The 18,849-nt window shown below is 40.6% G+C and carries 16 protein-coding genes and 1 pseudogene; 3 read left to right on the top strand and 14 right to left on the bottom strand.

Going from position 1 to position 18,849, the window contains the following annotated elements; all coding sequences use genetic code 11:
- Nucleotides 1-14: 14 nt before the first annotated feature.
- From aroC to mqnE, 10 genes and pseudogenes are all read right to left on the bottom strand, one after another.
- Nucleotides 15-1,112 (bottom strand): chorismate synthase, encoded by a 1,098-nt coding sequence (gene aroC / locus CS889_RS03480; RefSeq protein ID WP_089086853.1) that lies wholly within the window; start codon nucleotides 1,110-1,112, stop codon nucleotides 15-17.
- Complete coding sequence (rnc, locus tag CS889_RS03475; protein WP_033600335.1) at nucleotides 1,109-1,828, bottom strand: ribonuclease III; 720 nt, start codon at nucleotides 1,826-1,828, stop codon at nucleotides 1,109-1,111. The genes aroC and rnc overlap by 4 nt, the downstream gene beginning before the upstream one ends.
- Nucleotides 1,785-2,271 (bottom strand): annotated as a pseudogene (gene rnhA, locus CS889_RS03470) (ribonuclease HI). The gene rnc and the pseudogene rnhA overlap by 44 nt, the downstream one beginning before the upstream one ends.
- Before the next feature lies 1 nt (nucleotide 2,272).
- A complete protein-coding gene (locus CS889_RS03465; protein WP_089086851.1) occupies nucleotides 2,273-3,280 on the bottom strand; it encodes a hypothetical protein in 1,008 nt (335 codons plus the stop codon).
- 9 nt (nucleotides 3,281-3,289) lie between these two features.
- Nucleotides 3,290-4,531 (bottom strand): SurA N-terminal domain-containing protein, encoded by a 1,242-nt coding sequence (locus CS889_RS03460; protein WP_089086850.1) that lies wholly within the window; start codon nucleotides 4,529-4,531, stop codon nucleotides 3,290-3,292.
- Nucleotides 4,531-5,955, bottom strand: a complete 1,425-nt coding sequence (gatB, locus tag CS889_RS03455) for an Asp-tRNA(Asn)/Glu-tRNA(Gln) amidotransferase subunit GatB (protein WP_172825104.1) — start codon at nucleotides 5,953-5,955, stop codon at nucleotides 4,531-4,533. The genes CS889_RS03460 and gatB overlap by 1 nt, the downstream gene beginning before the upstream one ends.
- The gene (locus CS889_RS03450) at nucleotides 5,955-7,253 is read right to left on the bottom strand and encodes a M16 family metallopeptidase (protein ID WP_089086848.1); all 1,299 of its coding nucleotides are present in this window, start codon (nucleotides 7,251-7,253) and stop codon (nucleotides 5,955-5,957) included. Before CS889_RS03450 ends, gatB begins: the two co-directional genes overlap by 1 nt.
- 5 nt (nucleotides 7,254-7,258) lie before the next feature.
- Complete coding sequence (locus CS889_RS03445) at nucleotides 7,259-8,320, bottom strand: dehypoxanthine futalosine cyclase (RefSeq protein WP_001873862.1); 1,062 nt, start codon at nucleotides 8,318-8,320, stop codon at nucleotides 7,259-7,261.
- Nucleotide 8,321: 1 nt separating this feature from the next.
- The gene (bamA, locus tag CS889_RS03440; RefSeq protein WP_089086847.1) at nucleotides 8,322-11,057 is read right to left on the bottom strand and encodes an outer membrane protein assembly factor BamA; all 2,736 of its coding nucleotides are present in this window, start codon (nucleotides 11,055-11,057) and stop codon (nucleotides 8,322-8,324) included.
- 82 nt (nucleotides 11,058-11,139) lie between these two features.
- Entirely contained in the window at nucleotides 11,140-12,222 is a 1,083-nt protein-coding gene (gene mqnE, locus CS889_RS03435) for an aminofutalosine synthase MqnE (protein ID WP_001877005.1), read from the bottom strand.
- A 307-nt stretch (nucleotides 12,223-12,529) separates the two neighbouring features.
- Between mqnE and CS889_RS03430 the strand changes: the two genes are divergently transcribed.
- The 3 genes from CS889_RS03430 to CS889_RS03420 are packed head-to-tail and all read left to right on the top strand — an operon-like array spanning nucleotide 12,530 to nucleotide 15,052.
- Nucleotides 12,530-13,033, top strand: coding sequence for a ferritin (locus CS889_RS03430; RefSeq protein WP_000949190.1), 504 nt, complete (start codon nucleotides 12,530-12,532; stop codon nucleotides 13,031-13,033).
- A gap of 14 nt (nucleotides 13,034-13,047) precedes the next feature.
- A complete protein-coding gene (serB, locus tag CS889_RS03425; protein ID WP_033600341.1) occupies nucleotides 13,048-13,671 on the top strand; it encodes a phosphoserine phosphatase SerB in 624 nt (207 codons plus the stop codon).
- Nucleotides 13,672-13,708: 37 nt separating this feature from the next.
- Complete coding sequence (locus CS889_RS03420; RefSeq protein ID WP_089086846.1) at nucleotides 13,709-15,052, top strand: glycosyltransferase family 10 domain-containing protein; 1,344 nt, start codon at nucleotides 13,709-13,711, stop codon at nucleotides 15,050-15,052.
- An 8-nt stretch (nucleotides 15,053-15,060) separates the two neighbouring features.
- On the opposite strand, the gene CS889_RS03415 is transcribed toward CS889_RS03420, so the two are convergent.
- The 4 genes from CS889_RS03415 to CS889_RS03400 are packed head-to-tail and all read right to left on the bottom strand — an operon-like array spanning nucleotide 15,061 to nucleotide 18,838.
- Nucleotides 15,061-15,651, bottom strand: a complete 591-nt coding sequence (locus CS889_RS03415; protein WP_089086845.1) for a uracil-DNA glycosylase family protein — start codon at nucleotides 15,649-15,651, stop codon at nucleotides 15,061-15,063.
- A gap of 44 nt (nucleotides 15,652-15,695) precedes the next feature.
- Entirely contained in the window at nucleotides 15,696-17,102 is a 1,407-nt protein-coding gene (aspA, locus tag CS889_RS03410) for an aspartate ammonia-lyase (protein WP_001217501.1), read from the bottom strand.
- Nucleotides 17,103-17,159: 57 nt separating this feature from the next.
- Complete coding sequence (gene murA / locus CS889_RS03405; RefSeq protein WP_089086844.1) at nucleotides 17,160-18,428, bottom strand: UDP-N-acetylglucosamine 1-carboxyvinyltransferase; 1,269 nt, start codon at nucleotides 18,426-18,428, stop codon at nucleotides 17,160-17,162.
- Between the two features lie 2 nt (nucleotides 18,429-18,430).
- Nucleotides 18,431-18,838, bottom strand: a complete 408-nt coding sequence (locus tag CS889_RS03400) for a hypothetical protein (protein ID WP_000527563.1) — start codon at nucleotides 18,836-18,838, stop codon at nucleotides 18,431-18,433.
- Nucleotides 18,839-18,849: the final 11 nt, after the last annotated feature.

Raw genomic sequence — 18,849 nt, 5'->3', positions numbered from 1 at the left:
GTATCCAATTTCGTTTAATTCTCATTATAAATCGTTTTTAAATACTCTATTTTTGAAGTCAAATTGAGTAATACCATATCGGCTAACACCAACGAAAGCAAACTTTCGCACACCACGCTCCCTCTAATCGCAATGCAAGGATCATGCCTGCCTTTCAACAAGCATTCGCATTCATTGCCCTTAATGTCTATGGTTTGTTGAGGTTGGAAAATGCTTGGCGTGGGTTTGAAATGCACTCTAACAATGATTTCTTCCCCATTGCTCATGCCCCCTAAAACCCCCCCGCTATGATTGCTCAAAAACCCTTTTTGATTCATTAAATCGTTATACTCTGAGCCTTTTAATAAAGAGCTTTCTACCCCTTTGCCTATTTCAACCGCTTTCACCCCATTAAGCCCCATCATGACTTCAGCGATTTTAGCGTCCAATTTAGCGTATAGCCCTTGACCCAAGCCAATGGGAAGCTTTTGATTGGTTTTTATGCTCCTTGCTCTAATCAAAGCCACGCCCCCTATGCTGTCATGGTTTTTGATAGCGTTTTGAATGGCTGTTTTTTGCGCTTCTTCTTGTTCTTTGTCTAAGGCAAAAATCTCGCTTTTTAAGGCGTGATTAAAATCGTAATTTTTGGCTTCAATGCCCCCAATTTTAATAATCCCGCTTTCACAAACAACGCCAATTTCTCTTAAAAGCATTTTAGCAAACGCCCCAGCAGCCACTCTTATAGCGCTCTCTCTGGCCGAGCTCCTCCCCCCACCCCTAAAATCTCTGATGCCGTATTTATGAAAATAAGTGAAATCCGCATGGCTAGGCCTGAAAAGGTTTTTAATGTTATCGTAATCCTTGCTCCTAGCCCTTTGGTTGTGGATTAAAAACCCTATGGGCGTCCCTGTGCTAAAACCTTCAAAAACCCCGCTTGTTATTTCCACCTTATCGTCTTCTTTTCGTGGCGTAATGAAAACATTCCTCCCCCCTTGGCGGCGCTTCATTTCATTTTCTAACAAGTCATAGTCTATTTTAATCCCGCTAGGCATGCCGTCTAATACCCCCCCTATCATATCCCCATGCGATTCCCCAAAAGTCGTTAGCCTTAAAAAACGCCCCAAAGTGTTCATTTGGCTTCCTTAAGTTTTTGAAGCGCTTGATAAGCGCATTGCTGTTCGGCTTCTTTTTTACTTTTGCCTTTAGCGGTCGCATACATTTTATCTTGAATGTATAGAGCCATTTCAAATTCTTTATGGTGATCAGGCCCTTTTTCTTGGAGCAATTGGTAAGTGGGGATCACGCAAAATTGCGCTTGGGTCAATTCCTGTAAGGCGGTTTTATAGTCCATAAACAAATGCTCCAAATCCAAACGCTTGTAAGCGCGATTGAGTAAATTTTGTATAATCTTGCGCACCTTAGCTAACCCTGCTTCTAAATACACCCCAGCCATTAAAGCCTCAAAAGCGCTTGACAGGATAGAGGGTTTTTCCCTCCCCTTAGAAATTTCTTCAGAAGAAGAGACGCGCAAATAATCCTGTAAAGCAATCGCTTTCGCTAATTTCGTGAAACCATGCGCGCTCACAATAGAAGCCCTTAATTTAGAGAGTTTGCCCTCATCGTATTGATAGAATTTATGGTATAGCAACTCCCCTATCACCAAGCCCAACACCGCATCGCCCAAAAATTCCAAGCGCTCATTGTTTAAAGCGAGCTTGCATGATTTATGCGTTAAGGCTTGTTCCAATAAACGCTTGTCTTTAAAAGAATACCCTAAAGCTTTTTCTAGCGTTAGATAAGGGTTATTAGGCGTTGCATAAGGGCTGTTTTGAGAGCGTTTGTTTTTCATCATTTTTCCCTTTAAGTGGTCGTTTTGACCCGTTTTTGCGCCTCTAATTTAGCGAGGCTATCGCATCGTTCGTTTTCGGCATGCCCATTATGCCCCTTGATCCAAACAGCCATGATAGAATGCCCTTTAGAGACTTTTAAAAATTCTCTCCATAAATCCACATTTTTAACTTTAGCAAAATTCTTTTTTTGCCAGTTAGTCAGCCACACATTGATCGCTTGGCACACGTATTGCGAATCGCTATAAAGCGTGATATGGCATGGGCGTTTCAAAATTTTTAAGGCTTCATTGAGCGCTCTTAATTCCATGCGGTTATTCGTGGTGAAATTTTCGCCCCCACTGATGGTTTTTTCTTTATCTTTATAGCGTAAAATCGCCGCATAACCGCCTGGCCCAGGATTGCCTAAAGAAGAACCATCGCAAAAAATTTCAATTTCTTGCATCTTAATCCACTCCCATAGCATGCGTTTTTTTAGAGATTTTAAGCACCATATCCATAAACGCTAACTGGTAACACACAGGGCATCTATGGCTTTCAAAAGGAAAGATTTGTTTGCAATGCTTGCAACGGTATTCAAAAGTCAAGCTCGCTTTCATAGGGCTATGCAATAGAGCGCGTAAAACCTCTAATTCAAAAACTTGGCAAGGTTTGTTATCCAAAAGCAGCCCTTGAGATCGTGCGATGTCTTGCAAAAGGGCATGTTTTTCTAAAATCAAAGCAGGGATATTCATATCCCATAAAAGATCGATCACATTTTCTAGCCGTTCGGTTGTATCAACTTCTTGCCAAAAAAGCTTTTCATCATGCGATTTTAAGTAATTCAGAGCGATTTTTTTCAAATCTAACGACGCCTTTGAAACATGCAAGATTTTAGCCGCCTCTTCCTTATTTTCTATTAAATGCATTAAATAGAGGTAATTTTTAATCGTTTCAATTTCAGGCACCTCTAATTCTTCTAAACATTCCAAAGTTTCTAAAGCCTTTGAATAATCTTTTTCTAATTCATACGCATGCAAAAGCTTCAATAACGCTTCCACATTCCTTGGGGAAAAGCGCAAAATTTCTTTCACGGTGTCTTTTGTTTTTTGCAAATACCCCACGCTAAAATAATTTTTAGCCAATAAATCTAAAACAGCGATTTTTTCTTCATCTTTTAAGGGGCGATTCAAAAGCCCTTTTAAGATTTCAATGCTCATTTCCACATCCGCTTTAGAATACGCCCTGGCTAAAAACATCAAACTAGAAATTTTAGCATGCTTTAAAAGCTCGTCTAAATTCTCGCTACTCGCATAGGCGTTTTGATTTTGGGCGAATTTTTGCAAAAATCTTTTGTTTCTTTTTCGGGTGAAATACGCTCTAGCCTGTTCTAATAAAATCACAAGAGCGATAATGAAAGTGAATAAGGCGATAGAAAATAAAGAATCTTTATAGAGGAAATTGAAGTGTTGCACAATCTAAAATCACTCTCTAATCATCACAATCCTAGACTTGACGCGCAATTTTTCAAAATGCTCTTCTAAAATCTTATCCTTAGATTCTTCCACTAATTTTTGGGCGATGAATTGCTTGGCCTGACTGAAGCTCACTTCATTTTTACCCTTTTTTTCCTTGATATAAAAGGTGATGAACTGCCCCCCACCCCCATTCATAACGGGCGTGAAAGAGCCTTGCTCATGCGAAATAAAGACTTGGGCGATTTGAGGGTTTAGGGTTTTCATCTCTATTTTTTCATTGGCCTTACTCACCCCTGGGACTTCCAAATTAGGGTTAGACATCGCCCTTTCTAAATCTTCTTGATTGGTGGAAGTGTAGCGCACGGTTTCTATTTCTGTGGGGATACTGAATTGCTCCTTGTGTTTGTTGTAATATTCGCGCATTTTGGTTTCAGAGCTGGTATCCACATTGGTGAGCAAAATATTACGCAACAATTCTTGCATTTCTAAATGCTCTTTAAGCTGATCTCTATAGAGTTTATAATGCCCCTCAGCCATAAGCATTTGTTTGAAATGGTCTAAATCCATGCCTTGTTGTTGCGCCATCATCGCCATTTCTTGGTCTAGCTTGTCATCATCTACATGGATTTTCAAGCGCTCAATTTCTTGGTTTTTAATGCGCTCCGCAATCAAACGATCCCTAGCTTGAGCCTTACTCACTTTAGATTTTTCTTGCTCTTCTTGGATTTGATACAGCGTGATAGGCGAGCCATTAACAAGCAAAGAAATGCCCCCTACGACCTTATCTTCAAGGGTGTTGTTGGTAGCGTTATTAGGATTACCAAAAATAGAATTGAATTGAGAGCTAGGGCTTGTTCCCTTATTTTTTTCAGTAGCTTGAGGGGTTGTCTCTTTTTTTTCAGGTTTTGGCGCGTTGCTTTGAACGCCTTGATTTTGTGTGCCTTGATTTTGAACGCCCTTACTACTCCCTTTGATTTTAGGAGGCGTGATCTTTGGAGTGGGATTTTTAGAATCCCCATGATGGACTTCTGCTCTGGGCTTTCTTTTGGCTTTTGTTTCTTTCTTTTCTTCTTTATTTTTCAAATCCTTATTCTTTAATTCCTTACTCTTCAATTCTTGGCGGATTTTTTTATCCAAAGAAGACTCTTGCTTCCTCCCTTCTAAGGCTTCCACTTTAGAATCAGGCTCTGCATAAACCACCCCAATAAATAATAGAACCTTAGAAATATAAGAAAAAATTTTCCTCATCAACCCAATTTCTCTTTCAAAATAGCATTCACCACGCTAGGATTAGCCCCTTTTAAATTTTTCATCGCTTGCCCTACAAAAAACCCAAAAAGCTTGTCCTTACCGCTTTTATATTCAAGCACCTTGTCGGCGTTGTTTTTTAACACTTCTTCTATGACTTTAACAATCGCTTCCGTGTCATTGACTTGAGACAAGCCCATTTGTTCAATAAGGGTATCCACATCGCCCCCTTGTTCTTCTAAAAGCCTATCTAACACATCTTTAGCGCTCTTACCCGAAATCTTGCCCTCATCAATGCGTTTGGCTAAAGCGCCTAACGCATGAGCGCTAATCCCGCAATTTTCTAAAGTAACTTCGGCTTTCAAACGCCCTAATAATTCCACGCAAAGCCATGTTACGCTCGTTTTAGCCTTAACCCCAAGATTAAGCATGCTTTCAAAATACTCCGCCAATAAAGGATCGCTCACCAATAAATTCGCATCGTCTTCTTTAAGGTTAAAATCTTTCATGTAGCGGGTTTTTTTCGCGCTGGGCAATTCATTGATCTTTTGAGATTCTCTTAAAAGTTTCTCATCAATAAAAACGGGATACAAATCCGGATCTTTAAAATAGCGGTAATCCGCTGATTCTTCTTTGTTGCGCATAGAAAGGGTGATCCCTTTGGCGGTGTCAAAAAGGCGCGTTTCTTGAACCACCTCTTCATTATAACGCCCACTTTCCCACGCCGCGCTTTGGCGCTCTATCTCGTATTCAATCGCTTTGGCGATGAATCTAAAGCTATTCAAGTTTTTGATTTCTACCCTCGTGTAAAGCTTTTCATCGCCTTTGGGCCTAATGGACACATTCGCATCGCACCTGAAATTCCCCTCTTGCATGTTCGCATCAGAAATCCCTATAAAACGCACGATAGCATGGAGCTTTTTCAAATACGCTATGGCTTCTTCACTATTTTTCATGTCCGGCTTGCTGACAATTTCTAATAAAGGGGTGCAAGCGCGATTCAAATCCACCAAAGAATAACTGCCCTCATGGATATTTTTGCCGGCGTCTTCTTCCATGTGGGCTCTTTCAATACGCACGATTTTTGTGCCCTCTTGAGTGTCAATTTCTAATTTCCCATCGCTCACAATGGGGACTTCAAACTGCGAAATTTGATAAGCCTTAGGCAAATCAGGGTAAAAATAATTTTTCCTCGCAAAAATGGAGTTTTGGTTGATACGAGCTTCAATAGCTGTGCCTAACTGGATGGCTTTTTTAACCACTTCTTGATTCAATACCGGCAAAGCTCCCGGTAAGCCCAAACACACAGGGCAGGTGTTAGAATTAGGGGTTTCCCCAAAGCTTGTAGAGCAAGAGCAAAAGATTTTGGTTTTGGTGTTGAGTTGGACATGGACTTCTAGCCCGATTACAGCTTCAAATGGCATTATTTGTCCTTCTTTTTATTGCTCACAATAGCAAAGGTCAAGTCATTGATTTCGGTATGCTCTTTAATGAAATCATTGATCTCTTTCAAACTCATTTTTTGGATTTGATCCAAGAGCGTTTGGTTGAAATTTAAAGGCAAACCCAAATAAAAATAATTGTAAGTGGTGTTCAAGCGGCTTGAGATCGTCTCATTCCTTAAAGGCTCAGAGCCTAGTAAAAACTTTTTAGCGTCGTCTAATTCTTGTTGCGTCATGCCTTTTTCTATAAATTCTTTAATTATTTTTTTAACTAAGGCAACGCTTTTAGCTTGAGTGCTGAGCTTGGTTTGCAAATACCCGCTAGCAAAATGCGCCACTTTAGAAAAGTTGGAGCGGATATACACGCTATAAGCCAAGCCCTCTTGAACCCTGATTTTTTCCATCAAACGAGAGCCAAACCCCCCCCCAAGCACAAACATCATGACCTTAGATTTCGCTAAATCCTGTTTTAAATCCTTGATTTTAAAGGGCGCGCCAAAATACACGAAAGCCTGTTCAGTGTCTTTATAGAGGACTTTTTCGCTTTTTTTATCGCTCGTTTCAAAATAAGGCTCTTCATACGCTTTACCTTGTGGCAAGAAATTGAGGGCGTTATTTAAACGATTGAGCGTTTGATTGACTTTCAAATCGCCCCCAAGCACCACCACGAGTTTATTGAGTTCAAAAACCTTAGCAAATTGCTGTTTCAAATCGTCTAGCTTGATTTTTTGAAGACTCTCTTTAGTGCCTAAAGCTGCGTTAGCTAAAGGGGTGTTAGCAAAAAGCTCTTGTTTTAAAGTCAATTTAGCCAAATAATCAAAGTCGCTTTCTTTTTGTAAAAGTTGGGCTAACATTCTGGTTTTGACTTTTTCTAAAGCGTTTTGCGTGAAATTAGGGGATTTTAAAAGCTCTTTTAAGCGCGTGATGGCTTCATCTTCGTATTCTTTTAAAAATTCTAAAGTGATTTGCAAATCTTCTGCGCTGGTATCCACATTCAAACTGATCGCTTTTTGCTCTAAAAGTTGCGCAAACCCCACCGCGCCAAGCTCTTTAGTACCTTCGTTTAAAACTTGCGCGAACAATTTCGCTAAACCTAACTGGTTTTTATCGCTCAAGCTCCCACCCCCCCTAAAGGCTAAATGGATAAACCCCATGGGTAACAAATGGTTTTCTTCATAAATCACAGGGACTTTAGCTTGATTGATTTCTTGGTGTGTCAAAGCGCTCGCTTGTAACCCCATAAAAACTCCTAATAATAAAGTGATTAAAATTTTTTTCATGCTCTTTATACCTTTGCTTTAGCCGGATAACGCTTTAAGATTTCATAAGCGGTGTTTCGCTTAGCCGCCACGCTCCCAATGTCTTCAATAAGCTCTATCATTTCCGCTTCATTCATGCAAAAACTCGTCCCGGCCGCTTTCACCACATTTTCTTCCATCATCACACTCCCTAAATCATTCGCTCCAAACAATAAGGCCAACTGCCCTATCATAGAGCCTTGAGTAACCCATGAGCTTTGTATGTTTTGAATGTTATCCAAAAAAATCCTACTGCATGCCAAATAGCGTAAATACCGATTGGAACTCGCCTTTTTAATGCTAGGGATTTCTTCTTTTAAGGGGGTGTTGTTGGGCTGAAAACTCCATAAAATAAAAGCCCTAAAGCCACCGGTTTCATCTTGCAAATCGCGCACTCTTTGTAAATGCTCTATTACATCTTCTTCATTATCCACGCTCCCAAACATCATGGTAGCCGTGCTTTTAATCCCGCAAAGGTGTGCCATTCTATGCACTTCAATCCACCGATCGCTGCTTAATTTTTTAGGAGCGATCACATCGCGCACCCTATCGCTTAATATTTCTGCTCCCGCTCCTGGAATGGAGCTTAACCCGGCGTTTTTCAACCTTTCTAAAACTTCTTTTAAAGACAATTTAGAGATTTTAGAAATGTAATCAATTTCAACCGCGCTAAAACCATGAATGGTAATGGTGGGGAATTTTTGAGCGATATGGCTGACTAAATTTTCATAATAGTCTATTTTGAGCTGCGGGTGCACCCCCCCTTGAAAAAGGATCTGCGTGCCGCCAATAGCGAGCAATTCTTCAATCTTTTGATCAATTTCTTCATAGCTCAACACATAGGCGTCTTTTTCTTTTAGGGTGCGTTTGAACGCGCAAAACTTGCAATCCACAAAACAAATATTGGTGTAATTGATATTCCTATCCACAATAAAAGTCGTCAGGTTTTCAGGGTGCAAGCGTTGCTTCACTCTCAAGGCCCTTTGCCCTAATTCTTTCAAGGGCGCGTTTTTCATTAAATCCAAAATTTCTTCTCTGTTAATGCGCATTTTAAAACCTTGTTCCCATAGAAAATTCAAAATGTTGCGTGTAATCGTCCATGTTAGGGTTGAAACACAGCCCTTTACAGTTCTTGCCATTGCCATCGCCCCATTGGTTGAAAAACGCTATAGGGAAAATCAACACCAAAGGCCCCATGGGCGAAATCCATTCAATCTGTAAGCCTGTAGAAGCCCTCCAAGTCGCCCTTTCAAACCCAGCCCCTATAACGCCATAATCTTTAAAATTCGCTGTCGTGAGGGGAGCGTTATAGAAGAAACTCCCCCTAGTTGGGGTTTTAAAGGTTAGGAAACCAAAGTCAAAAAACCACGCTAAGCGCATTTTAGCCGCTTTTAACACCCCATAGCTCAATTCAGTGGAAGCGGTGAAAATCCCATCGCCTCCAAGCCACAAGCCAAACTCATCTTTAGGCGTAACTGAGCCGTTTCTAAAGCCTCTCACCGTGGTTACGCCCCCCATGTAGAAGGTGGAGTTTAAGGGCAAGTAATCATCGGTGTTATACCTAAAGATATAGCCTCCTTGCGTTTTAAAGCGAGCGATCAAATCTATCAATAAATATTTTTGCAAATGGTGGTAAGCGGCGAATTTACCATAGACTTTAGTGTTACGGACATTCCCGCCTAACCCGTTCCACGAATTGAGCGTTCCAGAGCTTGGCAAACCAGACATCGTCGCATAAGAGCTAAAGATAACCCCATTTCTAGGGAAATAATAATCATCGGTGTTGTCATAGCTCACATCAAGAGTGAAAGAGCTGGTGATAGGCGTGTGGTAATCCCTATCCCAAATACCTTTTATTTCTGGTGAAGTGGTAATCGCTCCAGGATTAGAACAGTTTTCAGGGACCAATGGAGTTCTACCGCCTGATAAGCGGTTGATAATCACCGATGCGGGCGTGGAACATTGCCTTGGAGAAACCACTTCATTAACAGAGGAATAGTAGCGGTTGTATAAAGGGCTGCTGAAACCAAGGAGCTTGGTAACATTCAAGTTATACCCTAAGCTCACATGGGTTCTGTTGCCTAACATGCGCCCGACATTCACCCCAAAGCCTCCGCCTTGTTGGATGTATTGGTAACTTATCCTATAATCCGCATAAAGATTGATCGTAGAGCTATACCAACTGTCAAAAATCCTTGGATTAGTCAAGCTCAAATTCCCCGCAAACATACGCCCCGCCCCTTTAGGCATGCCCGGATAAGATCTGCCCCCCCCTGTGGCGATGTTAGCATACAAGCTCATGCTTTGCCCTGTGCCAAAAAGATTCCTTTCGCTCACGCTCCCATTAAGCATGAGCCCTCCATAAGAGCCATAACCTAACCCAAATTGCAACTGCCCGGTGTGCCCCTCTTCTACGCTCACTAATAAATCCATAAGCGAGCTATTAACCCTTTTTTCTTCAATCTTGACTTTAGAGAAAAACCCTAAACGCCTTAAAGAATTTTCGGAATTTCTCAGTTTGGTCAAGTTGTATTTATCTTTAGGCCCTAGTAACAATTCTCTCCTAATGATCCTATCGCTCGTGCGTTGGTTCCCTGAAATGATGACATCATTGATATGCACCATATCGCCCACTTCAATACGATAAATGACTTTCACAAGCCCGTTTTTTTCATCTTTATCCAAGTCTGGCTTCACCACCGCAAACGCATAGCCCTTATCGGCGATTTCGGTTTTTAAAATTTGCGCATCCGCTCTTAAATGCTCAATATTAAAGACATCTTTCCTTTTAACTTTAAGCGCTTTTTCTAAGGTTTTTAAGGGGACTACCGGGTTGTCAATCTCTATTAAAATATCTGAAATCCTATATTGGATCCCCTCTTTGACCTTATAATGGAGCTTAGCGTCATGGGTGGAAAAATCCGTTTTCAAAAAAGGCGAAGAAATATGAGCGTCCAAATAACCCCTACGCATGTACACATCTTGGATACGCAAAGAATCGTATTCTAATTGATCTAAGCGCAATTTCCCGTCATTCAAGCCCCACATCCAGCCCATGAAATCGCGCTGCTTGTTCGCGCTCAAAGATTCAATCACACGGCGTTTCAATTTATCGCTTCCCTCATAAATGGATTGTTTGATATAAATACTATCCCCCCTATTCACATCAAACACGATCAATAACGCGCCCTCACTAACCTTTTCTGTGCGCACCTCCACCACGCTCCCATAATAACCCTGCCCCTCTAAAGCCGTTTTTAAAGCCGTTTTAGCATGCTCTAATTTTTGCTCATCAAAGGTGTCGCCCTTTTTGATCCCCATTTGGGATTTTAAGCCGTCTTTTTCCTTTTCAGTCCCATAACCCTTGATTTCTACCCCGGCAATCCTGGCTTTTTCATCAAAATGAAACTCTAAAATGCCGTTTTCAAAAGTGGCATAAACGTCTTTAAAATACCCTTGATTGAACAAAGCTAAAACGGCGGTGTCTATTTTTTTAGAATCCACCATATCGCCCACGCGAATCTTTACAATTTCATTAGCGAGCATGTCAGACATGTAAGAAAGCCCGACATAAGAAATGGACTTGACTTTCATTTCTTTAGGCGTTTGATTGGATTGGTGGGTTTCGTTTTGAGCTTCATTCTTTTGAGTCTCACTTTTTTGAGCCTCTTTTGAGGTTTCTTTTGGAGAAGCCAAATCGTTTGGTTTAGAGCCGTCATTTTCTAAAGCTTCAACGCCGGTATTGATACATGCGAAAACAAGAGAAGATAGAATAAATTTTTTAATACTGATTTCCTTAATAGATTTTAGCTCGAGTGTTGTTAGTAGCGTTATTATAACTAATCATTCTTAAAAACGCTAAAAATCATTAAAATTTTTGTATAAAATTATACAAACTATCCCTTTCTACCGCAACAAAGCCAGAATCCTTGATTTTAAATACCAAATCTTCTTTTTCTAAACCATGCCGGCTCTTCGCGCCAGCCGCGCTTTGAATGCTCTCTATTTCTATCGTGCCGTCCAAATCGTTAGCGCCAAATTCTTGAGCCACTAAAGCCAAATTCAAGCCCAAAGTCGCCCAATAAGCTTTAATGTGGGGGATATTGTTTAAAAGAATGCGGGATATGGCGATGGTTTTTAGGATTTCTATCGCGCTAGGGGATTTTCCCACTTTCAAATAATTGTTTTCTTTTTGATACAGCAAGGGAATGAATGCGTTAAAGCCCCCTTCTTTATTTTCTACTTTATTTTTAGGGCTTTGAGTTTTTTTGATCCTTAACATGTGATCGATGCGGTGGATTTTATCTTCAATATGCCCAAAAAGCATGGTAGCGTTACTCATTTTGCCTAATTTGTGCCAATAAGCATGGATTTCTAACCACCGAGAAGAGCCCACCTTACCACTACAGATTTTACGCCTAATTTCTTCATCAAAAATCTCCGCCCCCCCACCTGGCATGGAATCCACCCCGGCTTTGAGCATGTCTTCTAACACCAATTCAAAAGGTTTGTTGAATTTGGTGCTTAAAAAATGCACTTCTGCAGCGGTCATGGCCTTTAAATGCAAGTTGGGCATTTCTTGTTTGATGGTTTCAAATACCTTTAAATACCACTCATAAGAGTAGTTAGGGTTATGCGCGCTCACGATATGGACTTCTTTAATCCCCTTGTTGTAGGAATTTTTAACCTTTTCTAGGATTTCTTCTAAGCTCATTTCATAAGGGTTAGGGTTTTTTCTGTGGGCTGAAAAAGCGCAAAATTTGCAAGCGTCCGCGCAAATATTGCTAGGGTTTAAATGCCTATTGACATTAAAATACACGATTTTTTGGTGCATGTTTTGGCGCATTTGATCCGCTGCTTCCCCTAGCGTGTATAAATCATAATCATAAAGCTTCACTAACTCTTCACTTTCAGTAACCTGATTGTCTAATACTTTTTCTAAAAAGTCCATGGTTAAATTGCCTTTCATTTTAAAGATAAACATTGTAGCATTTTTAGATTGAAGAATGCTTTTTATTGATTGTATAAAAATATTCCCTTTTAACCCCTTAACCCCCCTATTGATACCAACCCCTTTTTTTGACCTAATTCTCATTAAAAGCACTTTTATGATAAAATCTAAGCTCTATTAGGGGATTAGCTGGCGTTCTTTCTCATTTTTTGCAAGTTTTTAAAAATTTTCATACTCTTGTTTACTTTTTCATTATCATTTATGCTATAATTATGGGACAACTTAAACCAACACAAAGGAGATACTTATGTTATCAAAAGACATCATTAAGTTGCTAAACGAACAAGTGAATAAGGAAATGAACTCTTCCAACTTGTATATGAGCATGAGTTCTTGGTGCTATACCCATAGCTTAGACGGTGCAGGACTTTTCTTGTTTGACCATGCGGCTGAAGAATACGAGCATGCTAAAAAGCTCATCATCTTCTTGAATGAAAACAATGTGCCTGTGCAATTGACCAGCATCAGCGCGCCTGAGCATAAGTTTGAAGGTTTGACTCAAATTTTCCAAAAAGCTTATGAACATGAGCAACACATCAGCGAGTCTATTAATAATATCGTCGATCACGCCATAAAAAGCAAAGATCATGCGACTTTCAATTTCTTGCAATGGTATGTGGCTGAACAGCATGAAGAAGAAGTGCTTTTCAAGGATATTTTGGATAAAATTGAGTTGATTGGTAATGAAAACCATGGCTTGTATTTGGCTGATCAGTATGTCAAAGGGATCGCTAAAAGCAGGAAATCTTAATTTTAGGGTATTGAGTGCAAAAACTAGCCGTTTTTGATTTTGACTCCACGCTAGTCAATGCTGAGACGATTGAGTCTTTAGCGAGAGCGTGGGGGGTGTTTGATGAAGTGAGAGAGATCACTTTGAAAGCTATGAATGGCGAGACAGATTTTCATAAAAGTCTCATTTTAAGGGTTTCTAAACTCAAAAACATGCCTTTAAAACTAGCCAAAGAAGTTTGTGAAAGTCTGCCTTTATTTGAAGGGGCGTTTGAACTCATTAGCGCCTTAAAAGAGAAAAATTACAAAGTGGTTTGCTTTAGCGGAGGCTTTGATCTAGCGACCAATCATTACAGGGATTTATTGCATTTAGATGCGGCTTTCAGTAACACGCTGATCGTGGAAAATAACGCCTTAAACGGCTTGATTACCGGGCATATGATGTTTTCACACTCTAAGGGCGAAATGCTTCTCGCCCTACAACGCTTATTAAATATCAGTAAAGATCGCACTTTAGTCGTGGGCGATGGAGCGAATGACTTGAGCATGTTCAAACATGCCCACATTAAAATCGCTTTCAACGCTAAAGAAATCCTAAAACAGCACGCCACGCATTGCATTGATGAGCCTAATTTAGCCCTAATCAAGCCTTTGATTTAAAAAAATTTTTTTGTAAAATTCCTTTAAAAGGATAATCATGTTCCAGCCCTTATTAGACGCTTATACAGACAGCACCCGTTTAGATGAAACCGATTATAAGCCCCCATTAAATATAGCCCTAGCCAATTGGTGGCCTTTGGATAAAAGAGAAAGCAAAGGGTTTAGGCGTTTTATCTTGTATTTCATCTTAAGCCAACGCTACAAAATCACCCTCCACCAAAACCCCAACGAATTTTCCGATCTTGTCTTTGGCAGTCCTATTGGATCAGCCAGAAAAATTCTCTTTTATCAAAACACTAAAAGGGTGTTTTACACCGGTGAAAACGAAGTCCCTAATTTCAACCTCTTTGATTACGCCATAGGCTTTGATGAATTGGATTTTAGAGATCGTTATTTGAGAATGCCTTTATATTACGCTAGCTTGCATTACAAAGCCGAGAGCGTGAATGACACCACCGCGCCCTACAAACTCAAAGACAACAGCCTTTATACTTTAAAAAAGCCCTCCCATCATTTTAAAGAAAAACACCCCCATTTATGCGCAGTAGTGAATGATGAGAGCGATCCTTTGAAAAGAGGGTTTGCGAGCTTTGTCGCAAGCAACCCTAACGCTCCTATAAGGAACGCTTTCTATGACGCTTTAAATTCTATTGAGCCAGTTACTGGGGGAGGGAGCGTGAGAAACACTTTAGGCTATAACGTCAAAAACAAAAGCGAGTTTTTAAGCCAATACAAATTCAATCTGTGTTTTGAAAACACTCAAGGCTATGGCTATGTTACTGAAAAAATCATTGACGCTTATTTCAGCCACACCATTCCTATTTATTGGGGGAGTCCTAGCGTGGCGAAAGACTTTAACCCTAAAAGTTTTGTGAACGTTTGTGATTTTAAAGATTTTGATGAAGCGATTGATTACGTGAGGTACTTGCACACGCACCCAAACGCTTATTTAGACATGCTCTATGAAAACCCTTTAAATGAAATTGATGGGAAAGCTTACTTTTACCAAGATTTGAGTTTTAAAAAAATCCTGGATTTTTTTAAAACGATTTTAGAAAACGACACGATCTATCACAATAACCCTTTTGTTTTCTATCGTGATTTGAATGAGCCGTTAATATCTATTGATGATTTGAGGGTTAATTACGATGATTTGAGGGTTAATTATGATGATTTGAGGGTTAATTACGATGATTTGAGGGTTAATTATGATGATTTGAGGGTTAATTATGATGATTTGAGGGTTAATTATGATCGCCTTTTACAAAACGCTTCGCCTTTATTGGAACTCTCTCAAAACACCACTTTTAAAATCTATCGCAAAGCTTATCAAAAATCCTTACCTTTGTTGCGCGCTGTAAGAAAGTTGGTTAAAAAATAAGGCGTATTTTAAGACTGATTGAGGAATTGGAGCGCTATTTTAAAATGCGCTAACGCTTCTTTTTTGAGCGTGGGGTTTTTGAGCATGTCTTTTAAAGCGTAGGTGCTTAAAAAATGTTTGGTTTTTAAAGACACGATGCGCCCAAAGGATTCTTCTTTAGAAAGGTTTAAAAGGCGTTTAGGCAAAACCTCGCCAAATACCACAATGACTTTTGAAGCGCTGTTGTCTAATTGCCATGTTAAATGAGGCAGGCATGCGTTGATTTCTTCTTCTAAATTGAGGCTGTTAGAGTCGCATTTAAGAAGCGATAAAATACTGCAATCTTTTAAGGGGTAGTTAAAAACCTTTTGGATAATGCTCTCTAACATGGCCGCTTTTAAATTGTTTAAGAAATGTAATTGGCTATCCAGCATGGGGGTGAGCGTGATGAAAGCGAGCTTGGAAGTGGGGTTAAAAAGCCCGATCACCGGTTTTGAATGTTGGTGGCGTTTGCACAGATTGCAATTTTCTATGCCCTCATGAACTTGTTTGTTAAGGGGCTTATTTTGGGGCTTGGTAAGGCTAATATCCGTATAAGTTTCGCCCAAAAGACGCTCCATATAAAGGGAGCGTAAAGTTTGAAGGCGTGAGTGTTGCAAAGCGTTCAGTCTTTATGCTTTTTGAAAGCGTGAGGGCTTAGCATGTTTTCTGGCTTGAAAATATCGTCCAGTTGCTCTTTAGTTAAGATTTTCTTTTCTAAAGCGATGTCATAAATAGAGCGATCGCTTTTTAAGGCTTCTTTAGCGATCATAGCGGATTTTTCATAGCCGATATGAGGGTTTAGTGCGGTAACAATGCCAATGCTGTTGAAGACATAATCGTGGCAAATCTTTTCATTAGCCGTGATGCCTTCCACGCATTTAGTCGTCAAAGTTTCAATCGCGCGCCCTAAAATCACAAAGGAATGGAAAAGCTTGTAAGCGATAACCGGCTCAAACACATTGAGTTGCAATTGCCCTCCTTCTGCGGCTAACGCCACGCTCAAATCGTTCCCAATCACCGCAAAGCACACCTGATTGACCACTTCAGGGATCACCGGATTGACTTTACCGGGCATGATAGAGCTGCCCGGCTGCATTTTAGGCAAATTGATTTCATTCAACCCGGCTCTAGGGCCTGAGCTGAGCAGCCTCAAATCGTTACAAACCTTAGAAAGTTTCACCGCAATACGCTTTAACACCCCGCTCACTTGCACATACGCCCCGGTGCTTTGAGTGGCTTCAATCAAGTTATTAGCCATGACAAAGGGGCGGCCCGTTACTTCTTGGATTTTCTTTTCAATCAAACTGCGATAATCCGGGTGCGAATTGATCCCTGTGCCAATAGCCGTGCCGCCTAAATTAAGCTCTCTTACCCAATTCCTAGCGTCTAAAACCTGCTCAATATCCCTATCAACCATCAAGGCATAAGTTTCAAACTCTTGCCCTAAAGTCATAGGCACAGCGTCTTGAAGCTGGGTGCGCCCCATTTTAATCACATGAGCGAATTCTTTAGCCTTTTGAGCGAAAGCGTCCCTTAAAGCTTTCATGGGGGCAACTAGATTGCTCAAGCGCTCATAAATCGCAATTTTTAACGCGCTAGGATAAGCGTCATTAGTGGATTGAGAGCGGTTGACATGGTCGTTTGGGTGGCAAAATTGATACTCGCCCTTTTGATGCCCCATGTATTCTAAAGCCAAATTAGCAATCACCTCATTCATGTTCATGTTCGTGCTTGTGCCAGCCCCCCCTTGAATCATATCCACAATGAATTGATCATGGTATTTGCCATCAACCAACAAATCGCACGCATGGCAAATCGCAATCTTAAGCTTTTCATCAATCAAGCCTAATTGCGCGTTCGCTAAAGCGGCCGCTTTTTTGACTTGAGCAAAAGATTTAATAAAAACAGGATAACTGCAAAGCTTGTCGTTGGTGATGAAAAAATTTTCACTCGCCCTTAAAGTCTGGATCCCGTAATAAACCTCGTCGCTAATTTCCATTTGCCCAATGAAATCATGCTCAATACGCATAAAAGCTCCTTATGTAATAATTGAAAAATATTCTAGCTATTGTAACCAAATCTTGGATTATTTTTCTTTTAAACGCAACACTTTTGCCCCTAAAGCGTTGATTTTATCCTCTAATCTCTCATAACCCCTATCCAAGTGGTAAATCCTATGCACCCTACTCACCCCCTTAGCCACTAAAGCGGCTAAAACGAGAGCCGAAGAAGCCCTTAAATCCGTCGCCATCATATCGCTTCCGGTAAGCTCTGTGGATCCGCTAATGGTAGCCACATTCGTTTTTAGGCTGATATTAGCCCCCAAGCGTTGCAATTCGCTTGCATGCATGAAGCGGTTTTCAAAAAGCGTTTCTTCAATGATACTAGTCCCCAAACACTGCGTGGCTAACGCCATGAATTGCGCTTGCATGTCTGTGGGAAAGCCCGGGTATTCTTTCGTAGTGATTTCAAAGGCTTGGCGTTTTTTAGCCGGATAAATTTCTATAGAATTTTCTTGAATGTCTAGCGAAAAACCAATTTCTATGAGCTTATCGGTGATCGCTTGAATGTGGTTAGGGATGATATGATTGATTTTAAGCTGGCTGTTAGTGATAGCCCCCACGCACAAATAAGTGCCTGCTTCAATCCTATCGGGTATGATTTGAATGTCTTTTAAATTCAAAGCGTCATTTTCTACCCCCCTAATCTTTAGCTCGCTGCTGCCAATGCCCTCAATTTCTACCCCCCCACTCTGTAAAAACGCGCACAATTGAGCGATCTCTGGCTCTTTAGCCGCATTAATGATGCGCGTGATCCCTTTAGCAAGACTTGCTGCCATGAGGGCGTTTTCTGTGCCTGTAACGCTGATTTTATCAAATAAAATATCATTCCCTTTCAAGCCTTTAGGGGCTTTTGCATGGATATAGCCTTGCTCAATTTTGATTTCAGCCCCTAATTGTTGCATCGCTTTTAGGTGCAAATCCACAGGCCTAGCTCCTATAGCGCACCCACCGGGCAAACTCACTAAGCATTCTTTAAAGCGCGCTAATAGTGGGCCTAAAACCAAAATGGAAGCGCGCATTTTACGCACCAAATCGTAAATGGCTTCGGTGTGGCTCAAAGATTTAGCGCTGAGTTGGAGCGTGTGGGGATTAAGCCATTCTAATTCTGCGCCTAAATTTTGCAACAATAACGCCATCGCCTTTATATCCACCACTTGGGGCAGAGATTTGATTTTGACTTCTTGTTGGCTTAAAAGCGTGGCGGCTAAAATGGGGAGCGCGGAATTTTTCGCCCCTGAAATTTCTACCCCCCCTTTTAAAGGGACTTGTCCTACAATCTCTAAAAAATCCAATTCTATCCTTTTTCTTTTTTATTCTTAAGGGCTAAGCCGGTAGCGTTAGCGATTTTTTGTCGGTAATTAGGGTTAGCGTTTTCTAATTCTTGCCCAAAATTAATAGCGTCTTCTAATTCAAAAAATTCTGAAGCGACTAAGTTTTGGATCGTTTCTAGCCACAGGGTTTCTTTGTCTTTAGGGCAGATTTTAAAACGCTCATTGAAGCGGTTTTTCAGTTTTTCTAAAGCTGGCACGCTTTGAAGGTTTTTGATTTGTTCGTTTAAATTTTCCAAAGAAAGGCTTTTATTAGGAATATTTTGCTTTAAAGGGGGGCGAGTAAGCCTCCAAACAAGCCCCACCAATAACACAGGGAGCAAGCATACAAAGAGGATCAAATACATGTAAGCGTAATAAGTCAAATTACCCATGTTGATAAGAT

This window comes from Helicobacter pylori, from assembly GCF_900120335.1.
Classification (GTDB): Bacteria; Campylobacterota; Campylobacteria; order Campylobacterales; family Helicobacteraceae; genus Helicobacter; species Helicobacter pylori_BU.
The sequence above is the reverse complement of the archived record's forward strand: the minus strand, read 5'-3'. Positions and strand labels throughout refer to the sequence as shown.

Coding starts and splice junctions, on each gene's coding strand:
- aroC (WP_089086853.1), bottom strand. CDS start 1,112: ATGAACACTTTGGGGCGTTTTTTAAGGCTAACGACTTTTGGGGAATCG.
- rnc (WP_033600335.1), bottom strand. CDS start 1,828: ATGAAAAACAAACGCTCTCAAAACAGCCCTTATGCAACGCCTAATAAC.
- CS889_RS03460 (WP_089086850.1), bottom strand. CDS start 4,531: ATGAGGAAAATTTTTTCTTATATTTCTAAGGTTCTATTATTTATTGGG.
- gatB (WP_172825104.1), bottom strand. CDS start 5,955: ATGCCATTTGAAGCTGTAATCGGGCTAGAAGTCCATGTCCAACTCAAC.
- CS889_RS03450 (WP_089086848.1), bottom strand. CDS start 7,253: ATGAAAAAAATTTTAATCACTTTATTATTAGGAGTTTTTATGGGGTTA.
- CS889_RS03445 (WP_001873862.1), bottom strand. CDS start 8,320: ATGCGCATTAACAGAGAAGAAATTTTGGATTTAATGAAAAACGCGCCC.
- mqnE (WP_001877005.1), bottom strand. CDS start 12,222: ATGGACTTTTTAGAAAAAGTATTAGACAATCAGGTTACTGAAAGTGAA.
- CS889_RS03430 (WP_000949190.1), top strand. CDS start 12,530: ATGTTATCAAAAGACATCATTAAGTTGCTAAACGAACAAGTGAATAAG.
- CS889_RS03420 (WP_089086846.1), top strand. CDS start 13,709: ATGTTCCAGCCCTTATTAGACGCTTATACAGACAGCACCCGTTTAGAT.
- CS889_RS03415 (WP_089086845.1), bottom strand. CDS start 15,651: ATGGAGCGTCTTTTGGGCGAAACTTATACGGATATTAGCCTTACCAAG.
- aspA (WP_001217501.1), bottom strand. CDS start 17,102: ATGCGTATTGAGCATGATTTCATTGGGCAAATGGAAATTAGCGACGAG.
- CS889_RS03400 (WP_000527563.1), bottom strand. CDS start 18,838: ATGGGTAATTTGACTTATTACGCTTACATGTATTTGATCCTCTTTGTA.